Genomic DNA, 18,137 nt, shown 5'->3' with positions numbered 1-18,137 from the left:
ACAATCGGGCAGCTTTTCTTGTGAAGAGGAGGTGTGAGGATGGACGAGCTGCAACAGGCGTTGGCAGAGATGGGGTGGAGCCTGATCGAACAGGAGCGGGTGGTCGGCGGCTTTACCGGCACGTTGTATCGCTTGCGACTGCGCGATCAGGTGGGCGCTGAGGTGCGGGCTGTCTACAAGCGATTTGCGGAAGGGCGCGATGCGGAGCGAACCTTTTATCAGCAGGTCGTGCCGCTTTTGTCGCACGGAGTGCCGCGACTGTACCGGATCGTGGCGGAGAAGGGGCTGTTGATCGAAGATGCGGGGACGAGCGTCAAATCGATCTTCCGCAGCGGCGATGCTGCCAGCCAGAAGGAGATCCTCGCAGGGATCGTCGCCCTGTTCGCCGAACTGCACGCATCGCTCGAACAGGTGAGCGACGCGTGGCGACAGGACGGATTGGTCTCCCCGTATCCGTTTCACTCGTCGATCGACTTCGCCAAAGCAGCGCTTGTTGAACTCGGCGAACAGCTGGGGAAGCTGGACGGGGTCGATCGAGCGCTGCTGGCAGAGCTGCGGGAGATCGCATCTTTTTTCTATCCGCGCTATCAGCGCTATGTCGAGGGGAGGCAGACGTTCACCCACGGCGACCCGCACATGGAGAACATCTTGCACGACGGAAGGCAGTTTCGCCTGATCGATTGGGAATATTCGTCGCTTGCGGTGCCGGTGCGCGATGTGACGATTTTGCTGCAAGATGTGTTGGATCAATCGCTGCATCCGTTCGTGCTCGATCTGTACAGAAGCGAGATGGAGATCAGAGGCTGGGTGTTCGAAGCCGATTTTGACGATGCGTATACAGCTTGCATGCTGGACAACACGCTGATGATGCTCGGCTTTGAGCTTTGGAAATACAGGCAGGGCCATCTGAAAAAAGCGGAGATCGAAACGATCCTCGCGATCAAATGCGGGTGGATTCGCCAATGCGCTCGCAAGCTGAAAAGGGAATGCTGAACATCAGCATTCCCTTTTGTTGTTTACAGATCGTTCGATTTCAGGCGGATGATCCCTTTCACACCGCGATCAAAAATGCGATTTTCGACGAGCGGAAGCACTTTTTTGGTGTCCCAACCGCTGTTCTGTTCCAAGATGACCACCGCGGTCGGATACACTTCGGCGATCAGCGCGATGTGCCCATATCCTTCACCCCGCGTGCGGTCATAGAGCAACATATCCTCCGGCTGTGGAGCGGCCGTTCCGTTTTCATAGGCGACAAAGCGATCTCGACGATCTGACCATCCGCCGACCGCCTTGCTATCGGCAATTCCTTCCCAGATGTCGTAGGCGCCTGGCCCTGAGTTGCGAAAGGGAAAGGTGTCCGGATAGTGCGTCACATAGTAGCGCTCCACATATTCGACGCATTGCAATCCTCGCCGCGTGTCCACACCTTTGAGCGCATACAGCCCCTCTGCCAGCGGTTGAATCGGACCTCCGGCCAAGGCGGGCAGAGCGGTCGCCTCCGCGTCGTTGGTGATGGCAGCTTCGTGCAGCGGTTGTGGTGCGATGCTGAGTGCGGCGAGAAAGGCCAGCGTGCAGACGAGGCGGCGCATGACAGAGCCCTCCTTTGGGAACCTTTGTTCATTTGTCGGAGGTAGTATGTCTGCCGTTCCCACTTTTTATGTTTAGGCGGTCACATCTTTGCGCTGGAAGAGAACGGCCGTCAAGATCATACCGATGATGCCGATGCCAGAGAGAATCCCGATCCACAGCGGCAAGGTGCCGAGCAGTTCCTGACCGACATCTTCACCGAGCGCTTTGGAGACCAGAACGACCGAGACGGTGAAGGGATAGACGGTGATGTATTTGGAGCTGCTGAGGATCAGGCCGACAAACGTGCCGATCAGCCCGAATCCGACCGGCACGAAAAAGTTCGGAATCCACAGTGAGATCAACAGGTAGACGGGGATCATCGCAGCTAGCGAGGCGGAGATGATCAGCCACGACACGAGCGTATCGGCGATCGGAACAGACCCGGTCGCACCGATCGCAAAGGCGAACAAGAAGTTGACCAGATTGGCGAACAGCAAGAGCAAGGAGTTCCACCCGAACACCCAGAGCGCTTTGCCGAGCAGGAGCTCCCACCGCTTGATCTGCGAGGTCAGCACATAGCGCAACGTGCCATGCTGCACTTCTGAAGTGATCGAGAGCGTGCTCAGCAGGCAGAGGACGAGCGGGCCGAAGAGCAGGGCGGTGATGGTCTGATTTTGCGGTAGCGCCTCCGCATAGGTCAGGACAAAGTCCGGATTTCGCGAGATGTGCTCGATCCAGAGGATCAGGTTGAGCAAAGGCGGAACGGAGATCAGCAGCAACGTCCCCCACCACAGTTTCGATTTGAAATATTTATACGCTTCTGCTTGCCAGACGGCCCACATGGTTGTCTCCTCCTTCGGTGAACGTAAAGAACATGTCTTCCAGTCGCGATGTTTTGATTCGTAGCTCGGAGATGCTGTGCCCGCTCTGAATGGCTGCGGTGTTCAACAGCGCCGAGTCATCGCTGAAGCCCTCGATCAGCACGTTGCCATCCACCAACCGGGTCAGTGCCGTGTGGCCGCGCATCTGCAGCCAATCGGTGACAAACTTATACAGAGCTTCCGGCTTTGGCGAAACGAGCTCCAGATCGCGATGCGTGTGCAACAGCTGATCGAGTGGAGCTTCTGCCACCTGTCTTCCCTGGTTGATGATGCACAGACGGGTGGCCACTTTTTCGATCTCATCGAGCAGGTGGGAGGAGATCAGGATCGTCATCCCCTGTTCGGAGAGCTTTTTCAAAAAGGTGCGCATCTCCGAAATGCCGGCCGGGTCGAGCCCGTTCGTCGGCTCATCGAGGATCAGCAGGCGCGGGTTGGGGAGCAGGGCGATCGCGATCGCCAGCCGCTGCTTCATCCCGAGCGAGTAGTCCTTCACTTTCCGATCGGCTGCCGACTGTAGATCGACCATCTCCAACAGCTCTTCGATGCGAGCGCTGTCCTTCGCCTTTCTCAGCTTTTGAAACAGGACGAGGTTCTGTCTGCCGGTCAGATTGTGATACAGCCCGGGCGATTCGACCAGGCAGCCGATTTGCGCATACGGATCGGCGAGCAGATGCAGCGGCTTGCCGGCAAACAGGATTTCGCCGCTCGACTTTTGGATCAGCCCTAAGATCATCCGAATCGTCGTCGTCTTCCCCGCCCCGTTCGGCCCGAGAAATCCATAGATATCCCCAGGGTAGATGGTCATATCCAGATCGTGGACGACCTGCCGTCCATCGTATGTTTTGCTCAGTCGTTTTACTTCAAGCAATGGTTTCAACGCAAAATCCCCCTTCACTAGATCTTCACTTGGAAGAAACCGTAGAGGGGGATTTTGTGACAGGCAGACAGAGACTTCGTTCAAAAAAGCTGGCGAAGCGCTTCCGGCACCGGGCGGCCTTTGCGTGTCTCGATGTCCATCGCGACCGAGGTGACGATCGCATCTGCGACAAGCTCTCCGCGCTGGTTGGTGATCTCTTGCTTCAGCGAGTAGGAGGTGTTGCCCATCCGCTCAGGCGTTGTGGTGATCGTGAGCAGATCGCCCTGTCTGCACTCCTTCTTGTAGTTGATGTTGATGTTTACCGTCACCGTCTGGATGCCCAGCTTGGTGAATTGGTCATAGTGCAGATCGGCACGTTCATACCATTCCTCACGACCCCATTCGAGGTACTCCAAGTATTTTGCGTTGTTCACATGTCCGTTTACATCAATTTCGGTCGATCGAACCACAATGTCTAGTGATACTTTCATCTGTGCGAACGCCTCCTCTGCCTCTATCCTAACACGTCGACTGCGCTTAGGCATGTGGGAAGCGGCAGGCGAATAGGATGGAGGAGGGACAAGAAGATCGAAGGGGGAGAGACGATGAAGCGCTCGTACTTGACGATCCCGCTCTGCTTTTTCATCTTGGCGGCCAGCTTGTGGATGGCTCATTACGTCTACAGCGATGGAAGCGTTGTGACCGAGGTGGTCAAGGGGGAGGCGGCCCATCCGCTTTCCTTTATGTCGGAGGAGGAGTACCAGCGGACGGTCGAGTTTTCACGAACGAAGGAAGCGCTCTACTTTGCAAGCGTTGGGTTCGACTGGGTGATCCTGCTGTTTTTGCTGGGGGCGGGTCTCTCCAGCCGCATGCGCAACCTGGCGATCAATCGCTTTAAGCGCTCGACGTTCGGGCAGGTCACGCTCTACGTCGTGCTGTTTCAGCTGATCACCGCGCTGCTTCATCTGCCGCTCAGCTGGTACCGGCACATGGTCGATGTCAACTACGGCGTGTCCAACATGACGCCAGGCGCGTGGTTTAGCGAACTGCTGCTCGATCTGGGCATCAATACGCTGCTGACGATCCCGGTGATCTGGATCGCCCTGCTGATCATCCGCAAGAAGCCGAAGAGCTGGTGGCTCTGGCTGTGGAGCGCGACGGTGCCGCTGTTGATCTTTTTGATCGTCATCCAGCCTGTCTTTATCGATCCGCTATACAATGACTTTAAGCCGTTGCAGGATCAACAGCTAAAAGCGAAGATTCTCGACCTTGCTGAAAAGGCGGACATCCCCAGCCAGAACGTCTATGAAGTCGATATGTCGAAAAAGACAAACGGGTTGAACGCCTATGTGAACGGCATCGGGCCGAGCGCGCGGATCGTGCTCTGGGATACGACGCTGCGTCAGTTGAACGAGGAGGAGATCCTCTTCATCATGGGCCATGAGATGGGTCACTATGTGAAAAATCACATGCTCTGGGGGCTGGCAGGCTCGCTGGTCATCCTGCTGATCTCGTTTTATCTGCTCTCGATCGTCTACCCGCTGGTCGTTCGGTTCATGGGAAGGGTCTGGGGGCTGAAAGGCGAGCAGGACATAGCGGCGCTGCCGGTCGCCCTGCTGATCCTGTCCCTGTTCTCTTTTTTGGTGGCACCTGCAGAAAACTATCTGCAGCGCGTGCATGAGCAAGCGTCAGATCGCTATGCGGTGGAGATCACCGGAGGCAATGCGGCGGCGGGCGTGACCTCTTTTCAGAAGCTGTCGCGGCTCTCGCTCTCCGATCCCAACCCGTCGCCATTGGTCAAACTGTTGCTCTACTCGCATCCAACCTTATCGGAGCGCATTCGCGATCTGGAGGAGATGGCCAAACAGCAAAAAACGAGATGAGCGCAAACGTGAGCATGCCTGTCGCAGGCATGCTTTTCCTTTTTAAGCCTAACTTCCTATGGTCTTCATACCCAGAATCTAGTATCCTGTAACCATCGTAAATAGGTTGATAGGAGAGGGGATATTTTGAAGATTCGCAAAGGGCTGAAGTTTGCACAGGCAATGTTGCTCAACCTTGCGCTGATCACAGGCTCGACCAGCGGCGCTCTCGCCGCTACTTCGGCAGAGCAGATCTACTCCTGGCCGGAGATCGTGTCCAAGACGGCGAGCAAAGAGGTGGTCGTGACCAAGGGCGTCACGTACCAAACGATCCAGTATAACACGAAGAGCGGCCCGATCCTCCTTCACGAGACGTGGGTGAACCTCGACGATCCGAACGTGGAAGTCAAGACGGTCATGTCGGGGGACAAGTTGGAAAACGAAAAGAACGAGACCGTTTCGTCGATGGCGAACCGAACGGGTGCGGTGGCCGGAGTGAACGGCGACTTTTTCGAGTCTGAATCATCCGGCATGGCGCTGGGGATGTCGGTGCAGGAGGGACAGCTGATCCATCATCCGTCACCTTCGGCGGTGCTCGGCATCGGCTATGACAATCAGGTGATCATCGGCAAATACTCGTTCCAGGGCAGCGTGACGGCAGCGAACGGGCAGGCGTACACGATTCGTGCGCTCAACGGCCATCCGGTCACCTATCCGAACGACATGGTGCTCTTGACGCCAGAGCTCGGCTATTGGGAGATGGTCGCCAATGCGACGATCGTCACCCTGCAGAAGCTGGACGGCGGCGCCTACAAGGTGACCAGCGTCGAGCCGATGAAGACGGTGACCGAAGCGCCTCCATTCGGCTATGTGAAGTTGATCGCCCAAGGCAGCGGCCCGATCAACTATGTGATGCAAAACGTGCAGAAGGGCGATACGGTCAACCTGTCATACGGCACATCGCCGGGAAGCACCAATCTGAAATATGCGATCGGCGGCGGTCCGATCCTGCTCAAAGATGGGCAGTACTTCGCTGACCCCAATCCACCGCTGCCGGGCGCCTCGTCCTACCGCGGACCGATCACCGGCGTCGCGGTGACAGCAGATGGCAAACGGATGTTGCAGCTGGTCGTCGATGGGCGCACTTCGAGCTCGATCGGGCTGACCTATGTGCAGACGGCCAACTACCTCAAAACGCGCGGCGTGGCTCACGCGATGCTGCTCGACGGCGGCGGTTCGACCGAGATGGTGCTGCGCCAGCCTGGTGACACGAAGGCGACGGTAACCAACAGCCCGTCTGACGGCAGGGAGCGGCGCGTGGCGAACGGGCTGTTCGTCTACAGCAAGTCGCCGCTTGGAACGCCTGCGCGAGTGACCGATTGGGGCGAGAGCGTTCAGGTGTTCATCGGCGAGAAGTCGAAGGTGACCAAGAAGTATGCGGTACTCGATCAGAACTACAATCCGCTCCCAAGCGAGGGCGTGACATTCTCCGTGGAACCGTCCACCCTCGGCACGATCGACCAGAGCGGACAGTTTGTGGCGAGCAAGCAGGGCGGACGCGGCAAGATCATCGTCGCCGCCAAGTCCAATCCGGCCGCCTACACCGAGATCCCGCTGACCGTCTACGATTCGGTCGATACGCTGACGCTCTCCCCGAGCGTGGTCGATCTCGGAGCTGGGGAAACATACACGTTTACCGCCAAGGGGACGGTAGCAGGTCAGACGCTCACCTTGAATCCTGAGCTGCTCACCTGGACTTCCTCCAACGCTACATACGGCTCGGTGAACAACGGCAAGTTTACCGCAGCGAATGCGACGGGCAACGGCATGACCACCGTGACCGCGAAGATCGGCAACAAGACGGCGACGGCGAGCGTCTATGTCGGCTATGTGCAAAAGACGGTCGACCGGATGGACAACGCGCAGCTCTGGAAGCGAACGGACCGCTGGGGCGATGTCGGCACGCTTGCGACGAGCTCTGCCCAGTCCAGACCTGGCTTCACCGCGTCGACCGCGCTCAACTATCGCTTTGCGGGCAACGCCGGCTTACAGCAGTTCGTCTTCTATCCGAAAGACGCGCTGTCGCTGCCGGCCAAAAATGATAACGCGGCGGTCAACCCGATCGGCGTCGGCATGTGGGTCTACGGGGACAACTCCGGCATGAAGCTGATCGGTTCGTTCGAAAAGCCAGATGGGACGATCGTGCAGGCGACCAATCAGGTGAAGATCGACTTTAGCGGTTGGAAGTATGTCACGCTCAAGTTTCCGGCGAACGCCACCTTCCCGCTGAAGCTCGATTACCTCGATCTGGTGGCAGAGGGACTTGCGCGCGACGTGAGCGGCACGCTGTATTTTAACGATCTGCAAGTGCTCTATGCGGCGAGAACCTATGCGGAGAAGCCGACGCCGAAGCCTGATGTCACCTTCCCCGACATCGCGACGCATTGGGGTCGCTCGATGATCGAGGAGTTGGCGACGAAAAACATCATTCTCGGCATCGACAAGGATCATTTTGCACCTTATGACAAATTGACCCGTGCGTCGGCGGCGACCTTGATCGTCAACGCGCTCGGTCTGCCAGATGCGCCAGGCACGCAATTTACCGATGTGGTGGCAAACTCCTGGTATGAGAAAAAGGTCGGCGCTGCGGTCAAAGCGGGTCTGGCCAGCGGCGTTGGCAACAATCGATTCGCACCGAGCGACGCGGTGGATCGCAATCAGATCGCGGTGATGATCTACAACGCGCTGAAATACAAACAAAAGCTTCCACAAGGAGGCACGCCGATCGCGTTTAAAGATGCGGCGCAGATCCAATCCTGGGCCAAAGACAAAGTGGACGTTCTGTCCGCCTCTGGCATCATGGTCGGATCGGACGGCTATCTCCGCCCGGACAGCATCACCAACCGGGGCGAAGCGGCGGCGTTGATCTACAAGATGATGCAACAAGCGGGACTGCTGTAAAGCGGTCCCTTTTTTTGTCTTCCGTTCATCGTTTTCGGGCATGCTAAGGGGCGATCGCAATTGAGTTGAGGTGCGATCGAGATAGCAGGAGATCGGCAGCCGAGAAGGGCAGAGGCGCCGTTCATGGTGGCAGTCCGGAACTTCTTTGCATAGGATTGATCAAATTGGCTGAGCAAAAAAGCAGGAAATGACAGAAGTCTGTTGAAATCACCTTAGTAAATACCGATTCTAGTGGTTGTTTTTGAAAAGGAGTGATGGGTATATGGTGAAAATGCAGAGTGTTTCCTACCATGTCGTTGCAGGTGAGGTCACGGAGATCCTCCTTTAAAGGCAACTGGAACCGGAAGAAGTGAGGATGACTCCGTGATCGGATCAGCTTTTGTTGAATCGATCGAACATTTCAGGAGGAATCCACATTGACTTTTAATTTGCAGACGATGGGCTTCAAGCCCTTTTTTGAAGAATCTTTTGTTTCTTACGCAGATCAAGGCTACACGGTAGGCCGAGTAGCGCTTGAGCATAAGCATCTGTATCGAGTGTACACGGAGCAGGGCGATCTGTTGGCAGACGTGGCGGGCAAGCTTCGCTACCAGGCTGCTGGGCGACAGGACTTTCCTGCCGTTGGCGACTTCGTGGTGATGAGCGTCCGCCCAGAAGAGGGCAAGGCGACGATCCATGCGGTACTGCCGCGCACCAGCAAGTTCTCGCGGAAGATCGCCGGAACCACGACCGAAGAGCAGATCGTGGCGGCGAATGTTGACACCGTCTTTCTGGTCAACGCGCTGAACAACGATTTTAATTTGCGCCGCATCGAGCGCTATCTGATCATGGCTTGGGAAAGCGGCGCCACGCCGGTCATCATCCTCTCCAAGGCTGACTTGTGTGAGGATGTGGAAGAACGGCTGGCGCAAGTGGAGAGCATCGCCATCGGCGTGCCGATCCACATCATCTCCTCTGTGCAAAATGAGGGCATCGACGCTTTGTTGCCCTATGTGGGACCGGGACAGACGGTCGCGCTGCTCGGCTCGTCTGGCGTCGGCAAATCGACGCTGACCAACCGCTTGGTCGGTCGCGAAGTACAGCTGGTACACGAGGCTCGCGAAGGGGATGACCGCGGCAGGCACACGACGACACACCGCGAGATGATTCAGCTCCCCCAAGGCGGTCTGATGATCGACACGCCGGGGATGCGCGAACTTCAGCTCTGGGAGGCGGACGAAGGCTTTAGCGATTCGTTTGCTGACATCGAGGAGATCGCCGAGAACTGCCGTTTCCGCGACTGCACGCACAAGAGCGAACCAGGCTGTGCGGTGCAAGGGGCGCTGCGCGAGGGTGTGCTCGATCAGGGTCGCTACAACAGCTATGTGAAGCTCCAGCGTGAGTTAGCCTATCTGGCGCGCAAAGATGATGCTCGCGCCCAGCTTCAAGAGCGACAGAAGTGGAAGAACATTACCAAGTCGATGCGCGGAGTGAACAAAAAGCATCGCTAGCCGATAGAATAGAAAGAGTCCTCTGCTATGTGCAGGGGACTCTTTTTGCTTCTCTAAATCTTCTGCTTCTCTAAAACGGCTTGGTCATCATCAGCCCGCCGATGGCGAGAAACAGGCCGAGCGAGACGACGATCACACAATAGTTTTCCACCTTGAGCGTGCGAATCTCTTCGTGCGCATAGACTTTGTTGGTCGCGATGATCGATTCCATCCGGCGCATGACAACGCGCTTGATGATATAGAAGATCAGCGTGTACAAGAGCATCGAGACGAGCAGCCACATTTGAAACAGCAGTTGAATCGACGTGACGAGCACCATGCCCAAACCGGTCGCCCAGAGCGAATAGTTCGCATAGCGATCGATCGCTTTGTACTTGCCGAGAAATGATTGAATCTGCGCGACGTCTTTCAACCTCGGAATATAAAACAGCACGCCGAGCTTTGTGACGACAGCGAGCAGATGAAACCCAAGGATCAGATAAAACCAGGTCATGCTGCACACCTCCTCTAGTATTCTTGTCTATTCTATCTCATTTTACGAGAGGGGGGAACTGCTGATCTTTCGCAAAATTGTCAGAAGCGATGACGAGGAGATGGAAGTGCAAAGCAGAATAGGAAAGATATGCTGATTGGCGTGTAGCAAACGATAGGGGCAAGTTGCTGCTATCTGTGTTGATATAAAAGAGCAGTGAAGTGCAAGGACTGCAAAGACAGATGCGTAGAGCGCGCAAGACAAGGGGAAGATGGAGGGAAGCGCATGAAGTTCGTTTCGAAAAAAGACTGGTGGTTGACCCTGCTCATCTGGGGAACGATGCTTTTATTGATCGGAAGCGGTATTTTCACGCTCGCTACTGAGCAGGTCAGCACAGCCGAGGTTTTGTTTTTGACGATGGTGACCATCCTGCTTCCGCTCTTTTTCCTGTTGCTCTGGTTTACCACGTACTATGTGGTCGAGGAAGAGAATTTGGTCATCAGGTTCAGCTTCTTTAAGAAGACGGTGCCTTTGGCGGAGATCCGATCGGTAAAGAAGACTTCCAACCCGCTATCGAGCCCCGCGTTGTCGCTAAAGCGGCTGGAGATCAGGTATGGTCGCTACGGTTCCGTCTTAATCTCCCCGCTGGATCGGGATGAATTCATCAAGATGCTCAAGAAACGCTGTCCACAAGTGGAAATCAACCTATAACTGTTGGCAATCGACGCTTGCTAGGCATACTGATGATCGACACCGCCGTTTTTCGGCGGTTCTTTTTGCCTGAGCGGATGAAAAAGTGATCAGGAGATCGAAAAGGGGGATTCTTTTGGCGATCAAAGATTTGCAAAGCGCGCGTGAACGGGCTGAGGTGTTGCTTCAGGAGCAAGGGATGGAGATCATCGAGCAGAAGGAGATTCCGTATGGGCACCAGTTTAAAGTCCGGCTCGGCGCAGCTCGGGCACAGCTGAACGTCTATTTTGGCAAAAAGGGACTGCGGCTGGTAGCGCAAGGGGGAGAAGGGGAAGCGAAAGTGGCGGTGGAGCGGGTGATGGCCGCCCTCGAAGGACGCGATCCCAGCGCTGCAGTTGCTGGCGGAGCGGACGGGCAAGCGACTTCGGCGGAGCAGAAAGGGAAGCGGAGTTCGAAGGAAGAGGGGCTCGTTCCGCTCGCATTTGAGGAATCGTGGATCGGCACGGATGAGAGTGGGAAGGGTGACTTTTTCGGTGGACTGGTTACGGCTGGCGTGATCGTCGATCCAGAAGCAGTTCCGCTGTTGAAGTCGCTAGGTGTTGATGATAGCAAGAAGATCAACGATGCGAAGATTCCGGGGCTTGCGTCTGAGATCAAGAAGATCTGCTACGGCAAATACAAAGTTCTGCATGTAAAGCCTGCCAAATACAACGAGCTGTACGAAAAGTTCCAAGCTCAAGGCAAGAATCTCAACTCTCTCTTGTCCTGGGCACATAGTTCGGTCATCGAAAAGCTGGTCGAAATCCAACCGGTGAAGCTCGTCATTGTGGATAAGTTCGCAAATGAGACGTTGATCGAGAAACGCCTGAACAAACTCGACCCCAACATCCAACTGATCCTCGTTCCCAAAGCTGAACAAAATCTCGCAGTCGCAGCAGCTTCCATCTTGGCGCGTGACGCGTTCCTGCGCTGGCATAAAGAGGCGAAGGGGGAATACGGCATCTCCTTCCCAAAAGGGGCGAACGCACAGGTTGTGCAGGTGGGGAAGGCTTATGTCCAATCGAACGGAAAACAGGCACTTCAGAACGTGGCGAAATTGCATTTCAAGACGACAGAAGAAGTTTTGCGATAGTAGCAGTGCAACCCCAACTCCATCTCAGGGCAAGCAATTGGCGGGAAACCGTGGATGCTTGCCTTTTTGTGTCTCGTCAAGGTTTCGGAACTTGCGAGGTGCAAACTTTTCCGAGGGCGGAGTTCAGTGATCACGTGGCGAGTCAGATTCAATGGTTTATCGTCAACGATATTGACGAGATTGGCTACACAATGAAGGAGCGAGTCCTAGACCATACTCCGATGGGGGCATTGGGTACAAGGGGAATTCAAGACGTAAAGAAAGGCAAGCACCTAATTGACATAGATGCTTGTCTTTTTGCATGGTACAACGTGCCGGCCGAACTATACTGCGTACTTAGATTTGCACAATGCTCCAGAGCTGGGTATTAACTCCTGAGAGGGATTGCCAGAGATGAACTTTGCCGCCATCGCTCGTGGAGTTGAATTGAATATCAAACACTTTGCCATAGAATTTTGAGGCAATTTTGAAGGAACTTCCGACTTGTTGGAGATCCCATTTTTCGGTTTCCCGATTATCAAAGAACGTTTGCAGAACTCGAGAGCCGTTGCTTCCTCCCGAACCGTCTGCTGCCAACCCGCTGTTTACATTAACCAGGTAGTAGTACCCGTCAGTGGACGGCTTCAGCTTCCATTTCTGACTCGCCAAGCCAAGATAGGTCCACTGATGGAGCCCGGTCCATGCATCGGTGGAATTAAATTCTACGTCCAGGGCTTTCCCGCTGCCTTGATTGATGATTTTGTAGGTCGCGTTCGGATCAAACGCTGCATGCGCAGCAGGGCTCAATCCAACTGTGGAACCGGCGAACAGAACCGCACCCAATGCCATCATTGCAAAAAACTTCACCTTTTTCATAACTTCACTCCTTATGTTTTGATGTTTTAATGTTATCAACAAATTATCACTTTTAAAAGTGACTATTTTCCTATATTCATAATAATTTGTTTGAAATATAAATAAATCATACCTAATGCTCGTGGTTGATTCCCAACCCAACGCGTTCGAGACCCGTATTGAAGTAATATAAGTGAATCGATATGTGAATAATTCGTATATGTGATATATGATGAAAACAGACACTTCAAGTAGGTCATAGTTTTTGGAAGAAGCGGTATACCATGCATATCCTTGTTAACGCCTGAATCAATGTGGTACTGATTGTGTGAATCGGGAAAGGGTGACTACTTCGGAGGTTCGGTTACGGCTGGCGTGATCGTCGATCCAGAAGCAGTTCCGCTGTTGAAGTCGCTAGGTGTTGATGATAGCAAGAAGATCAACGATGCGAAGATTCCGGGGCTTGCGGCTGAGATCAAGAAGATCTGCTTCGGAAAATACAAAGTTCTGCATTTGAAGCCTGCCAAATACAACGAGCTGTACGAAAAGTTCCAAGCTCAAGGTAAGAACCTCAACTCGCTTTTATCCTGAGCACATAGTTCGGTGATTGAAAAGCTGGTCGAAATCCAGCCGGTGAAGCTTGTCATTGTGGATAAGTTCGCCAACGAGACGTTGATCGAGAAACGCCTGAACAAACTCGACCCGACCATCCAACTCATCCTCATCCCCAAAGTTCAACAAAACCTCGCCGTCGCAGCCGCTTCCATCTTGGCGCGTGACGCGTACCTACGCTGGCATAAAGAGGCGAAGGGGGAATACGGCACCACCATCCCAAAGGGGCGAACGCACAGGTTGTACAGGTGGGGAAGGCTTATGTCCAATCGAACGGAAAACAGGCACTTCAGAACGTGGCGAAACTGCACTTCAAGACTACAGAAGATGTTCTAACTTGAAACCACGGCAAGTAGGAAGCGGTTTTTTACCCCCGATCCTAATAAAAGGAGTTCCCGCCGTCTGTCGGGAACTTTTTTTCGAAGGCAAAAATCAGCAATAATTGTCAAGGAACCTCTTTCCGATTCTGATACCCTAGAGAAAGAAAGGACGGGGAGCCGTAAATGGAGTACATCGAGCGAATCCAAGCCACCTTGGACTATATGGAACACCACTTGGATCGACCGATCACAATGGAGGAGTTGGCGAAGGTTGCGTGTTTTTCCGTGTTTCATTTCCATCGCGTGTTTGCTTTGACATTGGGAAGCACAGCAGCCGATTATCTGCGCAAGCGGAGGCTCGCCAAAGCGGCGGAGCTGTTGCGCACGACGGATCAGCGGGTTCTCGACATCGCGTTGGCGACCGGGTTTCAGTCGCACGAAGCATTTGCCCGCGCGTTTAAGCGGCAGTTTGAACTGACACCGCTTGAGTACCGCAAAAGCGGGCTGTCGCTGGCGTTGCAACCATTCGTGACTCTGACGCGCGCTCCCCGTCTGCATGAAGGAGGAATCATGATGACACCGAAGATTGTGACAAAGTCTGCATTCAAACTGATTGGCTACGGATTGGAAACCGAAACGAATGAAGGAAAAAACCACCACGACATCCCGGCGTTTTGGCAACGCTATCTCCAAGAAAACCTTCGTGCCAATATTCCCAACAAACTTCGCCCGAACGTGGAGATTGGGATGTGCACGAACTTCGATCCGGAGACGGGCCGATTTACCTATGTGATTGGATTTGAAGCGGAGTCGTTTGACAACGTGCCGGAGGGGATGATGTGCATCACCTTACCTGAAGCCACGTATGCGGTCTTCACCACCCCGAAAGCGTCCAACGCGGACTTCCCGTCGAGCATCCAGCAAACGTGGGCGCAAGCATTCCAAGAGTGGTTTCCCACCTCCGGCTATCAAGCCTGCACGCCCGAATTTGAGTGGTACGACGAGCGTTCTGAGTCTGACATCGACAAGCAGATGGACATCTACATCGCGATTGTGAAGGAGTAAGACTTCGCACCTTTTGAAACAACTGCCCATTTGATGATTATGATATTGGGCAGTTGTTCTATTGGTGTTTGGTACTGCTTGTGTGGATGGGGGTTTTTCGGAGGTTTGGTTACGGCTGGCGTAATTGTACGGAATTTAACTGAAACCCTGCCAAAACAATTTATCCGAAAGATCAAGACTTTGATGGAAGAGGTCCTCGAAGAAACAGGAGTAGAATATAAGGTTTAGCGAAGAGGTGTAAATAAGAAATGACAGTCTAATTGACTGTCATTTCTTATGTATATATGCTAGGTACAAGGTCCGTCAACACAAACGATTATAGGCGGATTCTTTGTACAATCTACTTTAGTATTTCTTGTTTTACATCGAATTGTATAAATAACTCCGTTGCATCCGATGACGTTTGTTTCACATTGTTTAGTGGGCTCATGGGTATCCATATAAGCCACTACATACTCCTGACCAGTTGCTTCGCAATTACGTTTCTCCACAAAAAATGTATCGCCATTATTCAATGTCAATTCCGTTTTGTCCATATGTTTTCACCTCCTTCTACGTTAATGTCCCCCAAAAGTTTCTTGACTTATGCGATGTAGATCATCATGGTCGAAGGTTAGGACGAATCATGTTAGGGTATACCTGCACCTCAAGCCTGCTAAATACAACGAGTTCTATGAAAAGTTGATCATGTAATTTTCGTGCGTGCTTACCTATAGTGTTCTATTGAGTGGAGGTGTCCAGATGGGGTTTTGGGGATATTTGTTCTATTCTGTACTGGTAGTAAGTATTCTGCTGGCTATATGGGGAATTCGCAGAAGATCACCAAAAAAGATGTATAGTGGTGCAATATTGTCCTTTTTGTGTTCATTGCTTGCCATGTGGTCAATAGGTGTATATCTGCTGCTGTTACCGATCCTATTTCTACTCATCGGGATACTTTTTTCAAGAAGAGTTACGAACAAGAACAACTCCAACCATTGAGAGGTTAGAGTTGTTCTTGTTCGTAAGCGATTACGTTCAGATTCAAGTAGAGCACTTGCGTCACCATGTTTCTCGGTCTGCGTAATAAGTATTGTATCGTTCAAAAGACAAAAAGTATGATCGATTGATTTCAAAACCTTTAGATGAAGCGCGTAGGAAACAACCGAAGCTATACAAACGTTGCGTGCCTTTTTCTATGGCTCGAACTTCTGCTCTCGCTATGACAGAAAGTAATAAACTACGAACAAAATCATCACCACTTTCCGCATATCAGGTACTAAAAGACCCCAGAGGAGAACGATTTGGCCGATGCCTAATTGTGGAGTCGCAGTTCTCCCTAAAAAGAAAGTGGCTAAAAATAATGTAAGAAACGCAACTGCAAATCTTGTTTGGAGATCTTGAGTTCGCTTCATGTTTTCGACTGTTATTTGTGATTTCATCATGCAGACCTTCTTTTTATGAGTGACTTGAAATCGTATCATTTTATGCGATCAGAATTCACTTTGTCACGGGCATGATAAATCATAGCAGAATGCTTTTGGCAACTCATGTTGTGCCAACTTTTTTGGGAATCTACAACGTGCGGGTCTTAGATGAGCCGACTAATTTTCTGTTATGTATACGGAAACACTAGAACTTTTTTTAGCTTTTAGAAGGCACTATCGTTCTCGTCTCACATGATCGAACGCAGCCATAATGATGGATGAAAGAGGGGTCGGTCTGTACTGGTAGGTAAAGGCTGCTCAGAGTTTATCCAAGTGAACGGGACTCAATTAGTAGTTAGAAATCTCGATCAGATTATCATCAGGATCTCTAATATACACCGACATAATAGGAGCTAATGCTCCTGTTCGTTTTACAGGGCCTTCTTCAATCGGTACTCCGCAACTATCCAAATGATCGATCACATCTGAAAGTTGGACATCTGTTATAAAACATAGATCGGCAGTTCCAGGCATTGGATTTTTTGCTTTTGGTTCAAACAATTTACCTACTTCATGCAGGTTTATTTTCTGTTGTCCAAAAAGTAGTGCCTTTCTTCCCTCCCCAAAAGTGATAACCTTCATACCTAACACTCGGCTATAGAAGTCACATGTTTTATCTATACTTTTTACAGTCAAAACCAAATGATCCAAGCGAGAGATATTCATTAAGGTCAGCTCCTTTTTCTAGTTCATGATCTGATCATTACGAATACGAAAATGCGATTTGCTACTCAACAAATCTACTTGTTTAGCTAAATGCCGCTACAAGTATATAACTTATTTCATCTAACTAGATTCTCAAAATCCTCAACAGATCCATCAGCTCATGGATTTCATATGTCGGTCGAGTTCCAATACTGTTTTCCTCATAGTTTGGATTGAACCAGCAGGTATCAATCCCATAATTTGCTCCCCCTTGAATATCTGAGGTTAATGAATCGCCCACAATCAATACTTTTTCCTTATCTGTAAAGTCTAGCTTGGAAAACGCATAATCAAAAATGCCACTCTCTGGCTTCTGGGAGCCAACCTCCTCTGAAATAATAATATGCTCGAAAGTATTGCATAGAGGAGAACTGCCGATCCTTGATTTCTGAACAGCTGTAAATCCGTTTGTAATAATCGCTAGCCGACAGCCGGCAAGTTGGTTGCACAGTTCCAGGGCTCCCTCTACAAGAACTGTTTCCTTCCCCAAATAGCCAAGATAGGTGCTGTTGAATTTAGCTGCATCGATTTCAAGGCTATGCTCGAAGAACAACCTTCTAAATCTCTCCACCCCTAGTCCTGATAAAGTGGTATTCCCCTTTTCCAAATCACTCCATAATATCTTGCTAATCTCTTTGTAAGTGGTATGATAATCGGTCAAACCGGTTGGCATCCCGAACTTTAGAAAAGTATGTTGCAATGCCGTCTTTTCTGACATGCTGAAATCGAACAATGTATCATCAACATCGAACAATATGATCTCGTACTTCATAATTACCTCCATGAATCATGATCGATCTAGAACGACTGCACTCAGTCTTTCTATAGAGGATGAAACAATTTATCCTCCTAATAGTAAACAATCATACAATGTCGTACTGCTTTTCACCATAGCCTGGAGACCTTCCTCACTTTGACCAATTCGTATGATGAGGGAGGAAAACACAAAACGAGTACTTATCATCTAACCTTTCGTGAGATTGTTGGACATCAGCCGAAGCTCATAGGACGGCTTACATGAGAAGATTCAACTTATGTAGAAGTTGGATCTTCTCATGAATGTCATACGGTTTGTTTCAGTTACCTACTCGACTCACCAATTAACAGGAACGCAACATAACACTCTACATCCTGCGCATGGCAACATCTGCATGATGAACCACCCATTCATTTCGAACAATTCGATGATCAGGATAGTTCACAAAACGTACCAAGGAAATAT

Annotated in this window: 17 protein-coding genes; 9 read left to right on the top strand and 8 right to left on the bottom strand. The window is 51.8% G+C overall.

Going from position 1 to position 18,137, the window contains the following annotated elements; genetic code table 11:
- The first annotated feature begins 39 nt into the window (after nucleotides 1–39).
- Nucleotides 40–993: a phosphotransferase family protein gene (locus ACFSOY_RS06345; protein ID WP_386044899.1), complete on the top strand. Its 954-nt coding sequence runs from the start codon at nucleotides 40–42 to the stop codon at nucleotides 991–993.
- 23 nt (nucleotides 994–1,016) lie between these two features.
- Here ACFSOY_RS06345 and ACFSOY_RS06340 read toward each other — a convergent pair whose 3' ends face one another.
- From ACFSOY_RS06340 to ACFSOY_RS06325, 4 genes are all read right to left on the bottom strand, one after another.
- Nucleotides 1,017–1,589, bottom strand: a complete 573-nt coding sequence (locus ACFSOY_RS06340; protein WP_386044897.1) for a CHAP domain-containing protein — start codon at nucleotides 1,587–1,589, stop codon at nucleotides 1,017–1,019.
- A 72-nt stretch (nucleotides 1,590–1,661) separates the two neighbouring features.
- On the bottom strand, nucleotides 1,662–2,411 hold the full coding sequence (locus ACFSOY_RS06335; RefSeq protein WP_386044895.1) for an ABC transporter permease: 750 nt from the start codon (nucleotides 2,409–2,411) through the stop codon (nucleotides 1,662–1,664).
- A complete protein-coding gene (locus tag ACFSOY_RS06330) occupies nucleotides 2,380–3,327 on the bottom strand; it encodes an ABC transporter ATP-binding protein (protein WP_386044894.1) in 948 nt (315 codons plus the stop codon). The genes ACFSOY_RS06335 and ACFSOY_RS06330 overlap by 32 nt, the downstream gene beginning before the upstream one ends.
- An 80-nt stretch (nucleotides 3,328–3,407) precedes the next feature.
- Nucleotides 3,408–3,797 carry an acyl-CoA thioesterase gene (locus ACFSOY_RS06325; RefSeq protein WP_386044893.1) on the bottom strand — a complete coding sequence of 130 codons (390 nt, stop codon included), beginning with the start codon at nucleotides 3,795–3,797 and terminating at the stop codon, nucleotides 3,408–3,410.
- A gap of 114 nt (nucleotides 3,798–3,911) precedes the next feature.
- Here ACFSOY_RS06325 and ACFSOY_RS06320 point away from each other — a divergent pair, with 114 nt between their 5' ends.
- From ACFSOY_RS06320 to rsgA, 3 genes are all read left to right on the top strand, one after another.
- Nucleotides 3,912–5,189, top strand: coding sequence for a M48 family metallopeptidase (locus tag ACFSOY_RS06320; protein ID WP_386044892.1), 1,278 nt, complete (start codon nucleotides 3,912–3,914; stop codon nucleotides 5,187–5,189).
- A 126-nt stretch (nucleotides 5,190–5,315) separates the two neighbouring features.
- Entirely contained in the window at nucleotides 5,316–8,129 is a 2,814-nt protein-coding gene (locus ACFSOY_RS06315; protein ID WP_386044890.1) for a phosphodiester glycosidase family protein, read from the top strand.
- Nucleotides 8,130–8,566: 437 nt separating this feature from the next.
- On the top strand, nucleotides 8,567–9,619 hold the full coding sequence (gene rsgA / locus ACFSOY_RS06310) for a ribosome small subunit-dependent GTPase A (RefSeq protein ID WP_386046758.1): 1,053 nt from the start codon (nucleotides 8,567–8,569) through the stop codon (nucleotides 9,617–9,619).
- A 70-nt stretch (nucleotides 9,620–9,689) separates the two neighbouring features.
- On the opposite strand, the gene ACFSOY_RS06305 is transcribed toward rsgA, so the two are convergent.
- Complete coding sequence (locus ACFSOY_RS06305; protein ID WP_386044888.1) at nucleotides 9,690–10,112, bottom strand: hypothetical protein; 423 nt, start codon at nucleotides 10,110–10,112, stop codon at nucleotides 9,690–9,692.
- A gap of 264 nt (nucleotides 10,113–10,376) precedes the next feature.
- Here ACFSOY_RS06305 and ACFSOY_RS06300 point away from each other — a divergent pair, with 264 nt between their 5' ends.
- Both ACFSOY_RS06300 and rnhC read left to right on the top strand, forming a co-directional pair.
- Nucleotides 10,377–10,802 (top strand): PH domain-containing protein, encoded by a 426-nt coding sequence (locus ACFSOY_RS06300; protein WP_386044887.1) that lies wholly within the window; start codon nucleotides 10,377–10,379, stop codon nucleotides 10,800–10,802.
- 115 nt (nucleotides 10,803–10,917) lie between these two features.
- Entirely contained in the window at nucleotides 10,918–11,913 is a 996-nt protein-coding gene (rnhC, locus tag ACFSOY_RS06295) for a ribonuclease HIII (RefSeq protein ID WP_386044885.1), read from the top strand.
- Between the two features lie 336 nt (nucleotides 11,914–12,249).
- Here rnhC and ACFSOY_RS06290 read toward each other — a convergent pair whose 3' ends face one another.
- Nucleotides 12,250–12,768: an RICIN domain-containing protein gene (locus ACFSOY_RS06290; RefSeq protein WP_386044883.1), complete on the bottom strand. Its 519-nt coding sequence runs from the start codon at nucleotides 12,766–12,768 to the stop codon at nucleotides 12,250–12,252.
- A gap of 303 nt (nucleotides 12,769–13,071) precedes the next feature.
- Here ACFSOY_RS06290 and ACFSOY_RS06285 point away from each other — a divergent pair, with 303 nt between their 5' ends.
- The 3 genes from ACFSOY_RS06285 (at nucleotide 13,072) to ACFSOY_RS06275 (ending at nucleotide 14,744) form a co-directional block, all read left to right on the top strand.
- Complete coding sequence (locus ACFSOY_RS06285) at nucleotides 13,072–13,338, top strand: ribonuclease H family protein (RefSeq protein ID WP_386044881.1); 267 nt, start codon at nucleotides 13,072–13,074, stop codon at nucleotides 13,336–13,338.
- 12 nt (nucleotides 13,339–13,350) lie between these two features.
- Nucleotides 13,351–13,695 carry a ribonuclease H family protein gene (locus ACFSOY_RS06280; protein ID WP_386044879.1) on the top strand — a complete coding sequence of 115 codons (345 nt, stop codon included), beginning with the start codon at nucleotides 13,351–13,353 and terminating at the stop codon, nucleotides 13,693–13,695.
- A gap of 167 nt (nucleotides 13,696–13,862) precedes the next feature.
- Nucleotides 13,863–14,744 carry an effector binding domain-containing protein gene (locus ACFSOY_RS06275; protein WP_386044877.1) on the top strand — a complete coding sequence of 294 codons (882 nt, stop codon included), beginning with the start codon at nucleotides 13,863–13,865 and terminating at the stop codon, nucleotides 14,742–14,744.
- 1,754 nt (nucleotides 14,745–16,498) lie between these two features.
- Here the strand turns inward: ACFSOY_RS06275 and ACFSOY_RS06270 are convergent.
- Together ACFSOY_RS06270 and ACFSOY_RS06265 are read right to left on the bottom strand one after the other, a co-directional pair.
- A complete protein-coding gene (locus tag ACFSOY_RS06270; protein WP_386044875.1) occupies nucleotides 16,499–16,876 on the bottom strand; it encodes a VOC family protein in 378 nt (125 codons plus the stop codon).
- A 124-nt stretch (nucleotides 16,877–17,000) separates the two neighbouring features.
- A complete protein-coding gene (locus ACFSOY_RS06265; protein ID WP_386044873.1) occupies nucleotides 17,001–17,687 on the bottom strand; it encodes a YjjG family noncanonical pyrimidine nucleotidase in 687 nt (228 codons plus the stop codon).
- Nucleotides 17,688–18,137 lie beyond the last annotated feature (450 nt).

The sequence above is a fragment of the Tumebacillus lipolyticus genome (assembly GCF_042682745.1).
In the GTDB taxonomy this organism is placed as follows: domain Bacteria; phylum Bacillota; class Bacilli; order Tumebacillales; family Tumebacillaceae; genus Tumebacillus_A; species Tumebacillus_A lipolyticus.
The sequence above is the reverse complement of the archived record's forward strand: the minus strand, read 5'-3'. Positions and strand labels throughout refer to the sequence as shown.

Bases quoted from the DNA above. Each gene is read 5' to 3' on its own strand.
- ACFSOY_RS06345 (WP_386044899.1), top strand. From the start codon at position 40: ATGGACGAGCTGCAACAGGCGTTGGCAGAGATGGGGTGGAGCCTGATC.
- ACFSOY_RS06340 (WP_386044897.1), bottom strand. From the start codon at position 1,589: ATGCGCCGCCTCGTCTGCACGCTGGCCTTTCTCGCCGCACTCAGCATC.
- ACFSOY_RS06335 (WP_386044895.1), bottom strand. From the start codon at position 2,411: ATGTGGGCCGTCTGGCAAGCAGAAGCGTATAAATATTTCAAATCGAAA.
- ACFSOY_RS06325 (WP_386044893.1), bottom strand. From the start codon at position 3,797: ATGAAAGTATCACTAGACATTGTGGTTCGATCGACCGAAATTGATGTA.
- ACFSOY_RS06320 (WP_386044892.1), top strand. From the start codon at position 3,912: ATGAAGCGCTCGTACTTGACGATCCCGCTCTGCTTTTTCATCTTGGCG.
- rsgA (WP_386046758.1), top strand. From the start codon at position 8,567: ATGGGCTTCAAGCCCTTTTTTGAAGAATCTTTTGTTTCTTACGCAGAT.
- ACFSOY_RS06305 (WP_386044888.1), bottom strand. From the start codon at position 10,112: ATGACCTGGTTTTATCTGATCCTTGGGTTTCATCTGCTCGCTGTCGTC.
- ACFSOY_RS06300 (WP_386044887.1), top strand. From the start codon at position 10,377: ATGAAGTTCGTTTCGAAAAAAGACTGGTGGTTGACCCTGCTCATCTGG.
- ACFSOY_RS06290 (WP_386044883.1), bottom strand. From the start codon at position 12,768: ATGAAAAAGGTGAAGTTTTTTGCAATGATGGCATTGGGTGCGGTTCTG.
- ACFSOY_RS06275 (WP_386044877.1), top strand. From the start codon at position 13,863: ATGGAGTACATCGAGCGAATCCAAGCCACCTTGGACTATATGGAACAC.
- ACFSOY_RS06270 (WP_386044875.1), bottom strand. From the start codon at position 16,876: ATGAATATCTCTCGCTTGGATCATTTGGTTTTGACTGTAAAAAGTATA.
- ACFSOY_RS06265 (WP_386044873.1), bottom strand. From the start codon at position 17,687: ATGAAGTACGAGATCATATTGTTCGATGTTGATGATACATTGTTCGAT.